Consider the following 16,774-nt stretch of genomic DNA (forward strand, 5'->3'; position numbering starts at 1 on the left):
GCGTAAAGTGGAAAGAGAAGCAAGTTAAGGAGCCTGTATGCACCCCCACCCAAAAGAAAACCTGCGCGAATACATCGACAAACTCCGCACGGAGGGCTACACGGTTGTAGACGGGCACACTCCTGACCCGCACCTCATCAGCCCTGACGGCAAAGCCGTTGAAACCTGGCGCGAAGGCTACCCGTACGACACCCTCATGGACCGGGAAGCCTACGAAATCGAGAAGTACAAGCTGCAGATCGAACTTCTGAAGTACCAGTACTTCGCCGAAGACAACGGCCTGCGCAACGTCATTGTGTTCGAGGGCCGTGACGCTGCCGGCAAGGGCGGAACCATTAAGCGCTTCACGGAGCACCTCAACCCGCGTTCAGCTCGCATCGTGGCGCTGGCTAAGCCGACAGAAGAAGAATCCGGCCAGTGGTACTTCCAGCGCTACGTGCAGCACCTGCCCACGCGCGGTGAGATCGTCATGTTCGACCGCTCCTGGTACAACCGCGCCAATGTTGAGCGCGTCATGGGCTTCTGCACTGACGACCAGTACGAGGTCTTCATGCGCCAGGCCCCGGAGTTCGAACGCATGCTCGTTGAGGCTGGCATCCACCTGACGAAGTTCTGGTTCTCCGTGACGGAAGCCGAACAGCGCACCCGCTTTGCCATCCGCCAGATCGACCCCGTGCGCCAGTGGAAACTGTCACCCATGGACCTCGAATCGCTGGGCCGCTGGGATGACTACACGGAAGCGAAAGAACAGACGTTCCTGCGCACCGACACCGATCACGCCCCGTGGATCTCGGTGAAGTCCAACGACAAGAAGCGGGCCCGGCTCAACGCCATGCGCTACTTCCTCAACACGGTCGAATACGACGACAAGGACACCAGCGTCGTCTACGAACCGGATGCCAACATCGTGATGCGCGGCATCGAAGCCGTCGGCGACTGACGCCTGACCGCAGAACACACGAGGCGGGGCTGGAGAAATCTCCAGCCCCGCCTCGTTATGTGGTCGCCTGAGGATCAGTGCTTCGGCTGATCGTCATCCTTTCCGACACGCTTGCGGCCCAGGGAGTAGTCGGCGTCCTTCTTGCGAAGGCTGCCCTTCTTCCGTGCGGTGTGTGCGTCTTTGCCGGCCGAGGCGATGTCGTCGGGGGAGTAGGCTTCGGTCGGCTGGTCTTCAATCGGCGTTTCGGCACCGCGTGTTTCCGCACTGCGCGCTTCGGCACCGCGTGCGCTGGCTGAAGCTGCCGAAACCGGTGCGGCGGCCCGCGTCTGCTCTTCAGCCTGCGCGGTGGTCTGAGCGTGTGCCCTGCTGTCAGCCTTGGCTCCGGTCTTTGCCGCAGTGTGCGCCTTGTGCTGAGCTTCGCTCTGACGGTTGTAGTCGTCCTGGCGTTCGCGCAGTGCCTTCACGGCAGCGCGGGCCTTCTTGCGGCGGCCGTGGCCGATGAATGACAGGCCGATAAGCAGGCCGGAACCCAGCAGGATGACGAGGCCCGCGGTGATTCCCGCATCCATCCAGAAGGTCTGCGGGAACAGGCGGATGAGTGAATCATCGAGGTAGAACTCCCATGTTCCAGCAGTGAAGAACAGGCTGTGGAAACCGCGGAAGAACGTGTCCCAGCTGACCAGAGCGAGGACACCCAGAACGAGGATCGACACGAGTGTGAGGATCGCACCGAAGCGGATGCCGATGCGCAGGCCCGGACCGTGTGCGCGGCTGAGGTAGAGGCCGGCGAGCACTGCGCCGATGAGTCCGATGATCGCCACCAGCATGAGGATCTGAACGAGGCCCTTGACGTCGGCCATGTGGGCGATTTCGGCGTCGTTGAACACGGCAACGCCGTTGCCGGCGACAACATCGGCCAGATACCGCTTGGAATCGGCGTTGTACAGGTAGTCGACGGTGTAGGACGCAAAGTGCAGACGGTCAGAGGCGTTGAAGCCGAATTCGTCGACGGGGAAGCCGGGACGGTGGAAGTACTCGAACTTCAGGAACAGTCCGGAGGCTACCGTGCGGACAGCGACTGCGAGCGTGATGAACGGAACAGCGAGGATGACCCACGCGGTTGCCAGAACATCGAGGAACGTGAACCTGCGGTACAGGCGCGTCTGGCTGAGCAGTTCGACCGGCGGCTGTTCGGTCTGAGCTGCACGACCGGCACCCCGGTCGCCCAGGTAGCGCCACTCTTCTTCCGACAGCGCGGCGGGCCTGCGCACACGCGACTCCTGCCGGCGCACCGACGGGTACGCCTCAAACTGTGCGGTGTCGTCGAGTTCGGAGGATCGACCGGCCGCCTTGGCGCCGCGCTCACCGGCACCGCGCTCACCGGCGCTGCGTGCGGCAGCGTCGTCCTGCGCGTGCTCAGCGGTTTTCATCCGCTTGGCCACGAGGTCGTCGGAGGTTTCTGGAGTGTTCGATTTTTCAGCCACAGAACCATGGTGCCAATTGTGGGCGGCAAGCGCTCGGATGACACGCGCAATCAGCGCCGACTGCGGACCGGCGACCTCAGGACAGAAGGGCTGAAAGCAGCACAATCGTGGGGAAGGAGAGGATCGTTGTGACGAAAACGGCATCGCGCACCAGCGTTTCTGCCATGCGGTAGCGCATGGAGTACACGTAGACATTCTGCGCTGTCGGCAGGGCCGAGGTGACGACGATCGCCATGAGGTCAATGCCGGTGAATCCGAGCAGCGGACCGCCGATCACCCACGCAATGAGCGGCTGGACCGCGAGTTTGACCGCCGTGATGAGGGTCAGATCCGTGCGTGTTCCGCGGGCCGGCACCGCCCAGCCGTCCTTGAGGGATATGCCGAACGCCAGCAGGGTGAGCGGCACGGAGGTCGCACCGATCATTGAGACGGGATCGTGGATGATCTGGGGAAGACGCAGACCGGTGATGGCGAAGAACAGTCCAACGGCAGCACCGATGAGGATCGGGTTGCGGATCACCTGCAGCAGCGGGGTCCACCAGTGGGCGAGAGTACCGGCGCGCTTGGCCTGGTGAATGTCGAGAATCACCATGCCCAGGGGCGCGAGGATCACCAGTTGGAACAGCATGATCGGCGGTACGTACGAACTGGACTTCAGGACGTAGATCGCGATCGGAATGCCCAAGTTGCCGATGTTGACGTAGGACACCGCCCAGCCGCTCATCACCGCCCTGCCCAAGGACCGGTGTTTGAAATACGAGAACGTGAACAACGCGATGCCCACGAGTGATGCCGAACCTGCCGTGGCGAAGATGGCGGGGGAGAAGATCCGCTCGAGCGGGGCTTCTGCAATGAGGTCGTACAGCAGCGCCGGGGTCGACACGTAGAAGACGGTGGACGCCAGAACCCTCTGGCTCTGTGCGCCGAGAACTCCGCTGCGCCCTAAGAGGAAGCCCACGAAGATGATGAAGCCGATGACGGCAAAGCCTTCGAGAGCGCCGAGCACAGAATGTCCTTTCTTCGATCAGTCGTCACTCTACGCCTGTCTCATCTTGTGCGCGCAGACGTCCCGAAACACGGACGGGTGGGCGAGGTGCCGGACTGACTGACGAGGTGCCGGGAGGGCTGCTCTTGGAAGTCGGGGGAGCGCTGACGCGCCCGCGGTCTCATCTTGCGGTGGGATCCGGCTACTGTTGTGGGGATATGTCTGACGCTTCGTCTTCACAGCCCTCATCCCGCCGGTCTTCGCGCCGCCGCGGGAAGCGTCGCCGTCCCCGCGGCAGTTCTCCCCAACAGGCCGAACGCCTGCAGCGTCTGCGCCAAGCGCGCCTGCGGACCGACCTCCACATCGAATATCCCGATGAACTTCCCGTCAGCAGCCGCCGCGATGACATCGCCCAGGCCATAGAAGACAACCAGGTTGTCGTTGTGGCCGGCGAAACCGGTTCGGGAAAAACAACGCAGCTGCCGAAGATCCTGCTGGAACTGGGCTACGGCATCAACGGGCTGATCGGGCACACCCAGCCGCGGCGCATTGCCGCCCGTTCGGTGGCGGCCCGTCTGGCAGAAGAGACCCTCACGGAACTCGGTGAGGGAGTCGGCTATCAGGTGCGCTTCACCTCGGACGTCGTTGATGCGACCCGCGTGAAGGTCATGACCGACGGCATCCTCCTGGCCGAACTGCAGCACGACAAGCGGCTGGAGGCCTATGACGCGATCATCATCGACGAAGCCCACGAACGCAGCCTCAACATTGACTTCCTGCTGGGCTATCTGGCCCGGCTCTTGCCGAAACGGCCCGACCTCAAGGTGATCATCACCTCGGCGACCATCGACCCGGAGTCCTTTGCCGAGCATTTCGGAGACGCGCCGATCGTGTCGGTATCCGGGCGCACCTACCCGGTGGAGATCCGGTATCGGCCAGTTGACGAAGACTTCGCAGAAGACCCCGACGGACTCCTCGAAGAAGAGCAGCCCGAGCCGCGCGCGGCGGTCCCGCACGTCCCGGATGCCGATGGGCTCATGTCCGGCCTGCTGCGAGCCGTTGACGAACTCGACCGCGAAGCCCCCGGCGACATCCTCGTGTTCCTATCCGGTGAGGCTGAAATCCGCGACGCGCAGGCAGAGCTCGAAGGCCACATGCGCACCAAGCGGCGCAACTGGGAAATCGTCCCCCTCTACGGTCGACTGTCAGCAGGGGAGCAGCAGCGCGTCTTCGCACCCCACTCCACCCCGCGGATTGTTCTGGCGACCAATGTCGCCGAAACCTCACTGACCGTTCCGGGCATCAAATACGTCATCGACGGCGGCACGGCGCGCATCTCGCGCTACTCCACGCGCACAAAAGTGCAGCGCCTGCCGATCGAGCCGATCTCTCAGGCGTCTGCCCGGCAGCGCTCCGGCCGGTCTGGCCGCACCAGCAACGGCATCGCCATCCGGCTGTACTCGGAAGGCGAATTCGACGCCCGGCCCGAATACACCGACCCAGAGATCCTGCGCACAAACCTCGCCAGCGTGCTGCTCATGATGGCGCAGCTGGGCTTTGTGCGCACAGAAAAGGACATCCTCGACTTCCCGTTCCTCACCCCACCGGAACCCCGGGCGGTCAAGAACGGCAAGAACGCACTCGTCGAACTCGGTGCGCTGCGCGAATCGGGCGGCACCCTCACGCTGACAAAACTGGGCCGGACACTGGCGACACTGCCGCTGGACCCCAGGCTGGCGCGCATGGTGCTGGCCGGGATCGAGGCGGGGGTCGGCCTGGAAACCGCCGTCATCGTCGCCTTCCTGTCCGGTCAGGACCCGCGTGAACGCCCCACGGAACAGCGGCAGGAAGCCGACGAAAAGCACAAGCGCTTCCACCATCCGTCGTCTGACTTCCTGTCCGTGCTGCGCCTGTGGAACTACGTGCAGCGCAGATCGGATGAGCTCTCAACCTCGAAGTTCAAAAAGCTGTGCAAGTCCGAGTTCATCCACTTTGTGCGGGTGCGCGAATGGCAGGACCTCGTCCAGCAGATCCGTCAGATGCTCGGCAACATCGGCAAACACATCGATCGGCCCGGAAGCGAACTCGGCACCCGACCGTCTGAGGCGGCACAGGCAGATGAGGCCCGTAGCAGGCGAAAGGGACGCCGCACGAACAAGCGCGGACCCTACACGGCAACCGAACAGGCCGTGCACTCAAGCCTGCTCACCGGCATGCTCGACACAATCGGTGCGCGCACCGTCGAAGGCAAGGACTACATCGGCGCCCGCGGCACCAAGTTCAGGATCTTCCCCGGATCAGGCGTCTTCGGTGCCAACCCCGACTTCGTCATGGCCGCTGAACTCGTTGAAACCTCCCGCCTGTGGGCGCGCACGGTCGCAGCAATCGAACCCGAGTGGGTAGTGCGGGCCGCCGGTGAGCTCATCACCCACAGCTATTCAGAACCCCACTGGTCATCCCGTTCAGCAGCCGCCCTCGCATACGACAGGATGAGCCTCAACGGGGTCCCGCTGATCTCAGACGCGCGCATCAACTACGGCAAGATCGACCGGGAAGCCGCGCGTGACCTCTTCATCCGCCACGCACTCATCGACGGCGACTGGAACGAAAAACACGCCTTCGCCACCCACAACGCCCAGGCTTTGGAAAAAGCCGAGGCGCTCGCCAGCCGCCTGCGCGACCGCCGACTGCTGGCCGAAGACGATGTGCTGTTCGAGTTCTACGACGAACGCCTGCCGGAGAACATCGTGTCCGCCGGACACTTCAACGGCTGGTGGAAACGCAAGCGGGCGGAAGAACCCGACTTCCTCAACGTCGACCCCAACAGCCTGCTGGCCGCTGACGGAACCGACCTCGAAAGCGCCGCGGACGACTACCCGCTGCAGGTGCAGCTGGCCGACGGCAGCAGCGTGCGCCTCAGCTACGCCTATGAACCCGGATCCCGCCGCGACGGCGTGACCGTTTTCCTCAGCCCCGAACAGCTGCGAAGCGTCGACGCCGACGACTTTTCGTGGCAAGTGCCGGGACTGCGCCTGGAATACATCACCGCACTCATCCGCTCCCTGCCGAAGGCGAAAAGAACCTACTTCGTCCCGGCTCCCGACGTCGCAGCTGAAATCCTTGTAGGCGTGACGGGGCCGGAAGACGACAGCCGACTGCTGAACCGGCCTGCCGGCCACGCCCTCGAAGTGCTGGCAGCAGAACTCACGGCCCGCGCCGGCGGAGGCGGACTCATGGACCGCGTGCCCATCACCGTAACACCCGACGACTTCGAGCTTGTGCGGCTGCCAAGCCATCTGCGGATGAGCTTCGTCATCCGGCGCGGCAGAAAAACACTCGCCAGCGGAGAGAACCTCGCAGAACTTCAGCAGCGCGCCAAAAACCTTGACGCGGCAGCTGACAGACAGCCCGCACCCGCACCCGCCGCCCCTGCCCGCACGACCAAGGTGAAGACGCAGACCGCGGTGCCGGCACCTCGTCAGGGGATCCGGGGATGGGACTTCGGCGCCTTCCCGCAGCCAATCGAGGCGGACGGCCGCCGATTCTTCCCAGCACTCGTCGACGAGGGAACCTCCGTGACCCTGCGCTACTCAGCAGATGAAACCTGGGCGCACCAGGCAACAATCCTGGGAGTCACACGGCTGCTGAGCTTCGGACAGAAAGAAGCCGCCCGCTACTGCCAAGACGCGCTGAACAACACGGCAAAGCTCGTGCTCGGGGCCCGCCGCACAAAGGACTCCGACCCGCTGGAAGACGCCGTCTTCACCGCGGTCGGCAGGATCGTGCGCACCGCGCAGTGCCTGAACCGCACTGACGACCACGGACTGCCCGGCGGCGGCGACCACCCGCGGACAGAAGAGGAATACAAAGCGCTTCAGCGCGAAGTGGCCAGCCGCATCACCGGTGAACTCGACAGGGTCTACCAGGCGCTGACCCGCACATACACGCTCGCGGCGGATGTCGAACGGACCATCAAGAACACCCGCTCACTGACAGTGCTCGCCTCGATAACCGACGAACAGGCCCACCTGGCGGCCCTCCTGCAGCCGGGCTTCCTGACAACAGTCGCACCCGACTACGTGCTGCGCATGCCGGCCTACCTCGAAGCCGCTCAGAACCGTCTGGACAAACTCGGCACACAGGCCAGCCGTGACCGCCAGTTCATGGACCGCATCCAGCAGGTGCGCACCCAGATCGACGACAAGCTCGGCCGGGTGCTTGGCAGTGCGGCCCGGGACGACGCTGAGCGCTACAGCGCCGTTCTGCCCGCCGAATGGCAAAAAGTCCTCTGGGACGTCGAAGAGCTGCGCGTATCACTGTGGGCACCCCACGTCGGCACGGCACACACCGTGTCCGAACAGCGCATCACCAAAGCGCTCGCAAAACTGTAGGGCCTCTCAGGCGAGAACAGCGGCCCCGTAAGGGGCAGCGGGAGGCCGGCGGCGCCTCGTGAATCAGATGTAGAACAAGATCCAGGACGCCGGGAAGAGAGCTGCGGTGCAGACCGCCGCAAGCGCCCAGCGGATGCGCTTCTTGGCGGTCTTGCGGGTCAGTGCGACCCAGTAGACGATGATCGTGGCCGCCGTCATCAGCCAGCCGGCGGAAGCCAAAAACCACATGCCCAACAGCTGGCTGTTCGGCACACCCAACTGCTGCATGGGCTGCATGAAGTGCGCGGCCATGAGCGACATCGCGATGCCCAGTAAGCACAGCGCCAAAGACACAATGGCCGAGGCAATGAACACCCACAGCACCCGCCTGTCGCTCCTGACCGGGCGGGCAGCAACCGAATATTCGGCGCCCTCGGTGCGCTGTCTGCTGGTTCTGTTCCTCTTGGCCACGGAACCATCCTACGGAACCAAGCACGAGGTGCCGCCCACCTTCCGCCTGAGAGCTCAGCAGGCTGTCCTAGACTGGCCGGGTGACTCCCACCCCGCAGACCATTCGTGACGAAGCCGCCAGACGGCGCACATTCGCCGTCATCGCCCACCCCGACGCCGGTAAATCAACCCTGACCGAAGCGCTCGCCCTGCACGCGCGCGCCATCGGCCAGGCCGGCGCAACCCACGGCAAGGCCGGCCGTCGCGCCACCGTGTCCGACTGGATGCAGATGGAGCAGGACCGCGGCATTTCGATTTCCTCAGCCGCTCTGCAGTTCGAATACCGCGACTGCGTGGTCAACCTCATCGACACCCCCGGTCACGCCGACTTCTCAGAAGACACCTACCGCGTGCTGTCGTCCGTCGACTGCGCCATCATGCTCGTCGACGCGGCCAAGGGCATGGAAGAGCAGACCATGAAGCTGTTCGAAGTCTGCTCCCACCGCAACATCCCGATCATGACGGTCATCAACAAGTGGGACCGCCCCGGTCTGGAATCGCTGGAGCTCATGGACGAAATCCAGCAGAAGACCGGCATGCTGCCCACACCGCTGACGTGGCCCGTGGGTGACTCCGGTGACTTCCGCGGCGTGCTTGACCGTGAAACGGGGGAGTACACCAAGTTCACCCGCACCGACGGCGGCGCCACCATCGCCGGCGCTGAAACCATGGACCCCGCACGGGCCGAAGAAGTCGAAGGCGACGTGTGGACCACCGCCGTCGAAGAATCCGAGCTTCTGGAACTGGAAGAGCAGAACTTCGACTACGACGAATTCCGGGCAGGCAAGCACACCCCGGTGATGTTCGCCTCAGCCGTCCTCAACTTCGGTGTGGCCAAGATCCTCGACACGCTCATCGACCGTGCCCCGGCGGCAGAACCTCGCCTGGACCGCGACGGCGAACCTCGACCCGTCGATGCGCCTTTCTCCGGCTTCGTGTTCAAAGTGCAGGCCGGAATGGACCGCAACCACCGCGACCTTTTGGCCTACATCCGCGTGTGCTCCGGAGTTTTCGAACGCGGCATGGTCGTCACCCACGCCGAAACGAAAAAGCCGTTTGCCACCAAACACGCTCAGCACGTCTTCGGCCGTGACCGCGACTCCGTTGAGACCGCCTACCCCGGAGACGTCGTCGGCTTGGTCAACGCCTCAGCCCTGCGCGTCGGCGACAGCCTCTACGTCGACGAGCCCGTGCAGTTCCCACCGATTCCGTCGTTCAGCCCCGAACACTTCATGGTCATCCGCGCGAAAGACCCGTCGAAGTACAAGCAGTTCCGCCGCGGCATCGACCAGCTGGACCACGAAGGCGTCATCCAGGTGCTGCGCTCCGACCTGCGCGGCGATCAGGCCCCCGTGCTCGGAGCCGTCGGCCCGATTCAGTTCGAAGTGGTCGAAGACCGCATGGTCAACGAATTCAACTCACCGTGCCGCCTGGAGTCCCTGCCCTACACGCTGGCCCGCCGCACAGTGAAGGACGACATCCCCAAACTGGCGAAAGAGCGCAGCGTCGAAGTGCTCGAACGCTCCGACGGAACGCTGCTGGCACTGTTCTCAGACCGGTGGCGCCTGGGCGGTGTGGAGCGGGAAAACCCCGGCATCACACTTGAGCCGCTGGTGGTCACCTGACCGACTGCGAGCACCTCGCGGCGGGGGTTTAGAATAGATCGTCGGGCAGACTCTGGTCCTGACTGCGTCGCTGCTCAGGACCCTGCCCGCAGTCATGTCTGCAATAAGGAGCTAGGACAAGTGGGAAACACGTCGATCCGCGTCGCCATCGCGGGCCTGGGAAACTGCGCAACGTCACTCATCGAAGGCGTTGAATACTACAAGGACGCAGATCCCGAATCGAAGGTTCCGGGACTCATGCACGTGCAGTTCGGCGACTACCACATCAGCGACATCGAATTCGTCGCAGCGTTCGACGTCGACGCTGACAAGGTCGGCAAGGACATTTCCGAAGCCGCCTACTCCAGCGAGAACCACACCATCAAAATCACTGACATCCCGCACACCGGGGTGGAAGTGCAGCGCGGCCCAACGCTTGACGGCCTCGGCAAGTACTATCGCGAAACCATCACCGAATCCGACGTCGAACCGGTTGACGTTGCGCAGGCTCTGCGCGACGCGAAGGTCGACGTTCTGGTGTGCTACCTGCCGGTTGGCTCGCAGAAGGCCGTCGAATACTACGCGCAGGCCGCAATCGATGCGAAGGTCGCATTCGTCAACGCCCTGCCGGTGTTCATCGCAGGCACTAAGGAATGGGACGACAAGTTCAAGGAAGCCGGCGTGCCGATCGTCGGCGACGACATCAAGAGCCAGATCGGTGCGACGATCACCCACCGCGTCATGGCCCGCCTGTTCGAAGAGCGCGGCGTGATCCTCGACCGCACCTACCAGCTCAACGTCGGCGGCAACATGGACTTCAAGAACATGCTCGAACGCGAGCGTCTCGAGTCCAAGAAGATCTCGAAGACCCAGGCGGTCACCTCGAACACCTCGGCAGAACTCGCCGAACGCGACGTCCACATCGGCCCCTCCGACTACGTGGGCTGGCTGGACGACCGCAAGTGGGCATTCGTCCGCTTGGAGGGCCGTAACTTCGGCGACGCGCCCGTCTCCCTTGAGTACAAGCTCGAAGTGTGGGACTCTCCGAACTCCGCCGGCGTCATCATCGACGCTGTGCGCGCAGCCAAGATCGGCCTGGACCGCGGCATCGGCGGTGCACTCATTTCAGCATCGTCGTACTTCATGAAGTCCCCGCCACTCCAGCAGAACGACGAAGCCGCACACGCGGCCGTAGAAGCTTTCATTGCCGGCGAAGCCGACAGCTGACCTGCCACAACACACAGAACACTCTGAGGAGAGATCGTCAATGCACGTCATCGTAGTCGGAGCCGGATTCGTCGGGCTCTCCAGCGCACTCCACCTGGCCGCAGACGGCCACGAGGTGACCGTCCTGGAGCGCACCGGTGTTGCCGCCGGATCAAGCTGGGGCAACGCAGGATTCGTTGTTCCCCCGATGACGAAGCCTCTCGCCGCTCCCGGCGCGTGGGTCAACGGCTTCGACATGATGCTCAACAAGGACGCTCCGCTGTCCATGCCGCAGCCGTTCTCACCGCGCCTGGCGCTGTTCCTGGCGAAGTTCGCATCCCAGATGACGAAGAAGCGCTACGCCGCTTCCGTGCGCGCCGAAGCACCTGCTCTCAAAGATGCTTTCGCGGCTTTCGGCCGGATGGAAGAGCTCGGCGTCAAGGCATCGCTGACACGGGCCACCTTCACGATGGGCTTTGAATCCGCAGACGGTCTCGAGGGTCTGAAAACCGGCATGGCCGAAAGCAACTCGGTGGGCCTGGAAGGCAACGTCGACGTTGTATCGCCGGAGGTTCTGCCGTTCTTCTCAGACAAGATCACGCACGCCGCTCAGGTGCGCGACCAGGCCTACATCGACCCGCCGGCCTACATGGAGGCTCTCGCTGAGGCCTGCCGTACGGCCGGCGTGAACATCATCGAAGACGCCGACGTCGTGTCCGGCTATGAGGGCGACTCCGGTGTCGGGCTCGTTGATCGCAAGGGGCGCTCCTATGGTGGTGACGCGGTTGTCGTCGCTGCCGGCGTGTGGTCGGACGACCTGCTGGAAACCCTCCACGGCAAGAAGGCCCGCATCGGCATGGCAGCGGGCCGCGGCTACTCGTTCACGGCCTCGGTTGACCCCGAGTTCCTGCCGACCGAACCGGTGCGCTTCCCCTCGGTCAGCGTTGTTGTCACGCCCTACCGCGGCAAAGTCCGCGTGGGCGGAACCATGGAGTTCCTGCCGGCAGATGCCCCCATGAACCCAGCGCGCATCGACTCGATCAAGAAAGCCCTGCGCCCGCTGGTTCGCGGCATCGACCTGGAGAACACCACGGATCACTGGATGGGTCCCCGTCCGGTCAGCCCCGACGGCAGCGAGCGCGTCGAAGCTGTATCTCAGCGCACCTTCGTCGCTTCTGGCCACGGCATGTGGGGCGTCACGCTCGGCCCGCGGGCCGGCGAAATCATTGCGAAGCTCGTCACAGAGCGACTGGGTCGCTGACGCACTAGAATTCACAGGGGAGAGCGTCCCCTCGCGTTCCTATAGTCAAGGAGGAGACTATGACGCACATTGCAGTAGTCGGGGCCGGAATGGTCGGCCTGGCAAGTGCACTCAACCTGGCTGACGCCGGATACGACGTCACCGTACTCGACCGCAAGGGTGTTGCCGCCGGCGCAAGCTGGGGCAACGCCGGCTTCATCTGCCCGTCGATGACCTTCCCACTGTCGGCACCGGGCGAATGGAAGAACGGCTTTGACGCCGTCACCAACAGGGATGCCCCGCTGGCCCTGCCGCAGCCGTTCAACCCGAAGCTGTGGAAGTTCCTCACGACCTTCACGCTGCAGATGACCGAAAAGAAGTTCAAGCGCGCAGTTGACGAACTCGCACCGGACCTCAAGGACTCCATCGCATCGTTCGAACGTCTCAAGGACTTCGGCGTCGAAGGCAAGTTCAACCACTCCGACTTCACCGTCGGCCTGGGTTCGGAAGCCGAACTCCACCACTTCATCGAAGAGACCGGCATCAACCGCGACGCCGGTGTGCCCTCTGTTGTCGAAACCTTCGACCCCCGCGAAAAGCCGTACTTCACGGACCTCGTCACCCACGGTGCAATCGTGAAGGACCAGGCCTACATCGACCCGCCGGCATTCGTCCAGTCGATCGCAGATGCCGCCCAGAAGCTGGGCGTGAAGATCGTGACCGACGCCGAGATCGTCACCGGCCACGTCGGTGCTGACGCCGTCGGCCTCGTTGACGCCCAGGGACGCAGCTACAGCTTCGATGGTGTTGTCATCGCCGCGGGCGCTTGGTCGGACGAACTGCTGCGCAAGCTGCACGGCAAGTCCGCCACCATCGGCATGGCCGCCGGCCGCGGATACTCGTTCACCGCTCAGGTCGACCCCGAGTACCTGCCGACCACCCCCGTGTACCTGCCCACCACGCGCGTTGTGTTCACTCCGTACCGCGGTGGCGTGCGTGTGGGCGGAACCATGGAGTTCCTCGACCCGGATGCTCCGCTGCGTCCCGAGCGCATCGAATCTATGAAGCGCGTGGCCAGCAAGTACATGAAGGGCATCGACCTCGAGAACACCACCGACCACTGGGTTGGTCCTCGCCCGGTCAGCCCCACCGGTCCGCCGAAGATCGAAGCCCTCTCGCCGCGCAGCTTCGTCGCTGCAGGTCACGGCATGTGGGGTATCGCCCACGGGCCGCGTGCCGGTGAGCAGATCGCACAGATCGTCAAGCGCACCCTCAAGTGATGCTTTCCTGAGTGCCGCCGCAGAATCCTCCCGCAGGGGAATTCTGCGGCGGCACTTTGCTGTTGAAACAGCAAAGACAGTAAACTCCCGTGCAACGGAAGCGATCAGAAAGAGTCTCATGGCAAACCCGCTGATGAACAGGGCCCTGAACGAAGGCGTGAAAGACCGCCAGACCCCTTCGGCCGATCACCTCAACTCCATGTACATGGCCCCGTCGGCAGAGAACCGCAACGCCGGCCCCGGCCAGCCAGTCCAGCCGCAGGCTCCAGCCGCAGAGCGCCCCATGCAGTACAACGACGTCTTCATGAAGTCGCTGGCCTGCTTCGGTGTTCTTCTCGTTGGCGCAATCGTCGGCTGGGTGATGCCTGCTCTGGCGCTGCCAGCCGTGCTCATCGGCCTGGTTCTGGGTCTGATCAACTCGTTCAAGCGCGAACCCGTCCCGTTCCTCATCCTGGCCTACGCCGCTGTTGAGGGTGTTTTCCTCGGCGGCATTTCGAAGATCTTCGAAACCTCATACGACGGCATTGTCATGCAGGCGGTGCTGGCAACGCTCAGCGTCTTTGCCGTGATGTTCGCGCTGTTCAAGTTCAAGGTCATCCGCTTCGGCGCCAAGGGCATGAAGTTCCTCATGCTGGCCGTCGGCGGCTACGCGGTGTTCTCGCTCATCAACTTCTTCTACGTTCTGTTCACCGGCAACGGCGGTGCGCGCAACGTGCAGATTGAACTGTTCGGCATGACCTTCCCGCTGGGCGTCATCATCGGAGTTGTCGCCGTGGTGCTGGCATCGCTGACCCTGATCACTGACTTCCAGGCAATCGAAGCCGGCGTCGACAACAAGATCCCGGAGCGCTACTCCTGGACCATGGCGTTCTCGCTCATGGTGTCGCTCATCTGGCTGTACGTCGAAATCCTGCGCCTGCTGTCCTACTTCCGACAGGACTGATATGAGTGACGTGTTCGCTGCCGGACCGGTGGGCGAACAGCACCGACAGAAAGCGGCGGACCTCGAAACTGAGGTCCGCCGTCTTCGTGTCCGGCTGGTTTCGCTCACGGTCGACGCCTGGTCTCAGGTTCCCGATGGACAGCCGCTGAACCGTCGGCAGCTGGTGGCTGCCGCTGTTCGTCAGCTGTGTGATCTGACAGGCCCACCGGAGGGCGCACCCGAAATCTGGAAGGCTGACGAGGCGCAGCTTCCGTTCCGCTTGTTCGCTCTGTTGGAAGCGGCACAGCCGCGCAGGGGAGCCGGCGAGGAGCACACGGCAGAAGCACTTGCCCTTGCCGAAAACCTCAGGCGCAGTCTGTGAGGAGCTGCTGCGGCACCTCGTCCGTTTCTGTGCGGCACTGGAGCCGTACGGCTCCAGGACCCGTGCACATCAGGTAAGCGCGCGCTTGAGCGTGTCGAGACCGACCGAGCCGATTGCCAGGGCCTTGGTGTGGAAGTCTTTGAGTGTGAAGTTTGGGTCGCTGGCTTTCGCCGCGTTGCGGGTCTGCTCCCACAGGCGCTGGCCGATCTTGTAGGACGGCGCCTGGCCCGGCCAGCCCAGGTAGCGGTCGAGTTCGAACGCGAGGAAGCTGCGCTCCATGGCCGCGTTGTCGGTCAGGAACGTCCAGGCCTTGTCCGCATCCCACGTGCCGCCCCCGATTGATTCGGGAGCCGGCAGACCCAGGTGCACGCCGATGTCGAGGCACACCCGGGCTGCCCTCAGCCGCTGGGAGTCGAGCATGCCCATGTAGTCGCCCAGATCGTCCAGGAAGCCGAGTTCGGCCATGAGCGCCTCGGAGTACAGGGCCCATCCTTCGCCGTGACCGGACACCCAGCACAGGTGACGACGCCACGTGTTGAGGCTGTCAGCCATGTGGGTCGCCCCGCCCACCTGCAGGTGATGTCCGGGAACGCCCTCGTGGTAGACGGTCGTAAGCTCCTGCCACGTGTTGAATGTTTCAACCCCGGCCGGAACCGACCACCACATGCGGCCCGGGCGTGAAAAGTCATCAGTTGGGCCGGTGTAGTAGATGCCGCCCGTGCCGTCGGGCAGGACCATGCATTCGATCTTCTTGACCGGTTCGGGAATGTCGAAGTGCACGCCCGCAAGTTCCTCAATGGCCCGGTCGGCCTTGTCCTGCATCCAGGCGCGCAGAGCATCCAGACCGTGAACCTGGCGCTGCGGATCGGCATTGAGCTTGTCGAAGCACTCGGAGACGGTGGAACCGGGGTAGAGCTCGTTTGCCACGCGGCGCTGTTCGGCGTCGATCGCGGCCAGCTGTTCGAGGCCCCAGGCGTAGGTCTCGTCGAGATCGACCTCGGCTCCCAGGAACTGGCGAGAGAACAGGGCGTAGTCATCGCGACCGCAGGCGTCGGTTTCGGTAGCCAGGGGAGCGATGATGTCGCCGAGGAAGTCAGCGAGCGAATCATAGGCTTCCCGCGCACCGTCAGCGGCTGTGCGGACCTCTGCTGACAGGGCTTCCGAGGCGGTGTCGGCTGCCTGCTGGGCGAAGCGGTCAAAGCTGCCGTCGGCTTTCGCATGGTCGCGGCACTGTTCGATGACGCGCTTGACCTGCCGCAGCGCAGGCGGCCGGCCGTCGTGAGCGGCCTGGCTCAGTGCGTGTCGGTACTCGGTGAGTGCCCTGGGCACCTGCGATAGGCGGACGGCGTTGTCCTTCCAGTCGTCTTCCGTGTCAGTGGGCACGAGGTCGAAGAGCATCTGCACATCCTGCGGAGCCGATGCAATGACGTTGAGTTCACCGGACGTCAGACCGGCGGCGTGCAGTTCGCGCTCACAGCCCAGGCGCTCCCGCATGGCATCGAGCGTGACGGCATCGACCTCGTCGAGGTTCTGCGCTTCCCGTTCTGCTTTGTCGAGTTCGCGCAGCGTGCGGGCGTTGAGCTCATCGAGCTGGTCTGCGGCTTCGCGGCTCTGGGAATCCAGGCGCGTGCGGTCTCCGTCAAGACCAGCGGTGACAGACAGGGTGGGGAACAGGTCAACAAGGGAGCGGGCGTAGTCTTCGGCGACTTCATCGACTGCCGAAGGGATTCGCGATAATTCAGTCATGGTCCCACTGTAAACGGCGGAAAAGGCATGATCTACCATTGCTCAGTCGGCGAACAGCGTTTGTGCGCCGACTTTCTCAATGGCTTTATAGGAGGCGCATGCCGC

At 63.7% G+C, this 16,774-nt stretch carries 12 protein-coding genes; 8 read left to right on the forward strand and 4 right to left on the reverse strand.

All coding sequences use genetic code 11. The features are described from left to right. Positions 1 to 37 precede the first annotated feature (37 nt). Positions 38 to 940, forward strand: coding sequence for a polyphosphate kinase 2 (gene ppk2 / locus Bravens_RS01500; RefSeq protein ID WP_062019668.1), 903 nt, complete (start codon positions 38 to 40; stop codon positions 938 to 940). Positions 941 to 1,014: 74 nt separating this feature from the next. Here ppk2 and Bravens_RS01505 read toward each other — a convergent pair whose 3' ends face one another. Together Bravens_RS01505 and Bravens_RS01510 are read right to left on the reverse strand one after the other, a co-directional pair. Then, entirely contained in the window at positions 1,015 to 2,424 is a 1,410-nt protein-coding gene (locus Bravens_RS01505; protein ID WP_062019669.1) for a TIGR01906 family membrane protein, read from the reverse strand. Between the two features lie 76 nt (positions 2,425 to 2,500). Beyond that, positions 2,501 to 3,430, reverse strand: a complete 930-nt coding sequence (locus Bravens_RS01510) for an AEC family transporter (protein ID WP_062019671.1) — start codon at positions 3,428 to 3,430, stop codon at positions 2,501 to 2,503. A 197-nt stretch (positions 3,431 to 3,627) separates the two neighbouring features. Between Bravens_RS01510 and hrpA the strand changes: the two genes are divergently transcribed. After that, positions 3,628 to 7,800: an ATP-dependent RNA helicase HrpA gene (hrpA, locus tag Bravens_RS01515; RefSeq protein WP_062019673.1), complete on the forward strand. Its 4,173-nt coding sequence runs from the start codon at positions 3,628 to 3,630 to the stop codon at positions 7,798 to 7,800. 63 nt (positions 7,801 to 7,863) lie between these two features. On the opposite strand, the gene Bravens_RS10500 is transcribed toward hrpA, so the two are convergent. Beyond that, the gene (locus Bravens_RS10500) at positions 7,864 to 8,250 is read right to left on the reverse strand and encodes a hypothetical protein (protein ID WP_157452676.1); all 387 of its coding nucleotides are present in this window, start codon (positions 8,248 to 8,250) and stop codon (positions 7,864 to 7,866) included. An 80-nt stretch (positions 8,251 to 8,330) separates the two neighbouring features. On the opposite strand from Bravens_RS10500, the gene Bravens_RS01530 reads away from it, so the two are divergent. The 6 genes from Bravens_RS01530 to Bravens_RS01555 all read left to right on the forward strand — a co-directional run bounded on the left by Bravens_RS01530 (position 8,331) and on the right by Bravens_RS01555 (position 14,923). Next, positions 8,331 to 9,914: a peptide chain release factor 3 gene (locus tag Bravens_RS01530; protein WP_062019678.1), complete on the forward strand. Its 1,584-nt coding sequence runs from the start codon at positions 8,331 to 8,333 to the stop codon at positions 9,912 to 9,914. Between the two features lie 120 nt (positions 9,915 to 10,034). Further along, complete coding sequence (locus Bravens_RS01535) at positions 10,035 to 11,120, forward strand: inositol-3-phosphate synthase (RefSeq protein WP_062019680.1); 1,086 nt, start codon at positions 10,035 to 10,037, stop codon at positions 11,118 to 11,120. Positions 11,121 to 11,160: 40 nt separating this feature from the next. Further along, on the forward strand, positions 11,161 to 12,360 hold the full coding sequence (locus Bravens_RS01540; protein WP_062019682.1) for an NAD(P)/FAD-dependent oxidoreductase: 1,200 nt from the start codon (positions 11,161 to 11,163) through the stop codon (positions 12,358 to 12,360). A 59-nt stretch (positions 12,361 to 12,419) separates the two neighbouring features. Next, positions 12,420 to 13,619 (forward strand): NAD(P)/FAD-dependent oxidoreductase, encoded by a 1,200-nt coding sequence (locus Bravens_RS01545; RefSeq protein ID WP_062019684.1) that lies wholly within the window; start codon positions 12,420 to 12,422, stop codon positions 13,617 to 13,619. 118 nt (positions 13,620 to 13,737) lie between these two features. Further along, complete coding sequence (locus Bravens_RS01550) at positions 13,738 to 14,562, forward strand: Bax inhibitor-1/YccA family protein (protein ID WP_062019686.1); 825 nt, start codon at positions 13,738 to 13,740, stop codon at positions 14,560 to 14,562. Position 14,563: 1 nt separating this feature from the next. Beyond that, positions 14,564 to 14,923, forward strand: a complete 360-nt coding sequence (locus Bravens_RS01555) for a hypothetical protein (protein WP_062019688.1) — start codon at positions 14,564 to 14,566, stop codon at positions 14,921 to 14,923. 69 nt (positions 14,924 to 14,992) lie between these two features. Here the strand turns inward: Bravens_RS01555 and Bravens_RS01560 are convergent, their stop codons facing one another. Beyond that, positions 14,993 to 16,669 carry a DUF885 domain-containing protein gene (locus Bravens_RS01560; protein WP_062019690.1) on the reverse strand — a complete coding sequence of 559 codons (1,677 nt, stop codon included), beginning with the start codon at positions 16,667 to 16,669 and terminating at the stop codon, positions 14,993 to 14,995. Between the last annotated feature and the right edge of the window lie 105 nt (positions 16,670 to 16,774).

The sequence above is a fragment of the Brevibacterium ravenspurgense genome (genome assembly GCF_001584615.1).
Classification (GTDB): Bacteria; Actinomycetota; Actinomycetes; order Actinomycetales; family Brevibacteriaceae; genus Brevibacterium; species Brevibacterium ravenspurgense.

Coding starts and splice junctions, on each gene's coding strand:
- ppk2 (WP_062019668.1), top strand. CDS start 38: ATGCACCCCCACCCAAAAGAAAACCTGCGCGAATACATCGACAAACTC.
- hrpA (WP_062019673.1), top strand. CDS start 3,628: ATGTCTGACGCTTCGTCTTCACAGCCCTCATCCCGCCGGTCTTCGCGC.
- Bravens_RS01540 (WP_062019682.1), top strand. CDS start 11,161: ATGCACGTCATCGTAGTCGGAGCCGGATTCGTCGGGCTCTCCAGCGCA.
- Bravens_RS01545 (WP_062019684.1), top strand. CDS start 12,420: ATGACGCACATTGCAGTAGTCGGGGCCGGAATGGTCGGCCTGGCAAGT.
- Bravens_RS01550 (WP_062019686.1), top strand. CDS start 13,738: ATGGCAAACCCGCTGATGAACAGGGCCCTGAACGAAGGCGTGAAAGAC.
- Bravens_RS01555 (WP_062019688.1), top strand. CDS start 14,564: ATGAGTGACGTGTTCGCTGCCGGACCGGTGGGCGAACAGCACCGACAG.
- Bravens_RS01560 (WP_062019690.1), bottom strand. CDS start 16,669: ATGACTGAATTATCGCGAATCCCTTCGGCAGTCGATGAAGTCGCCGAA.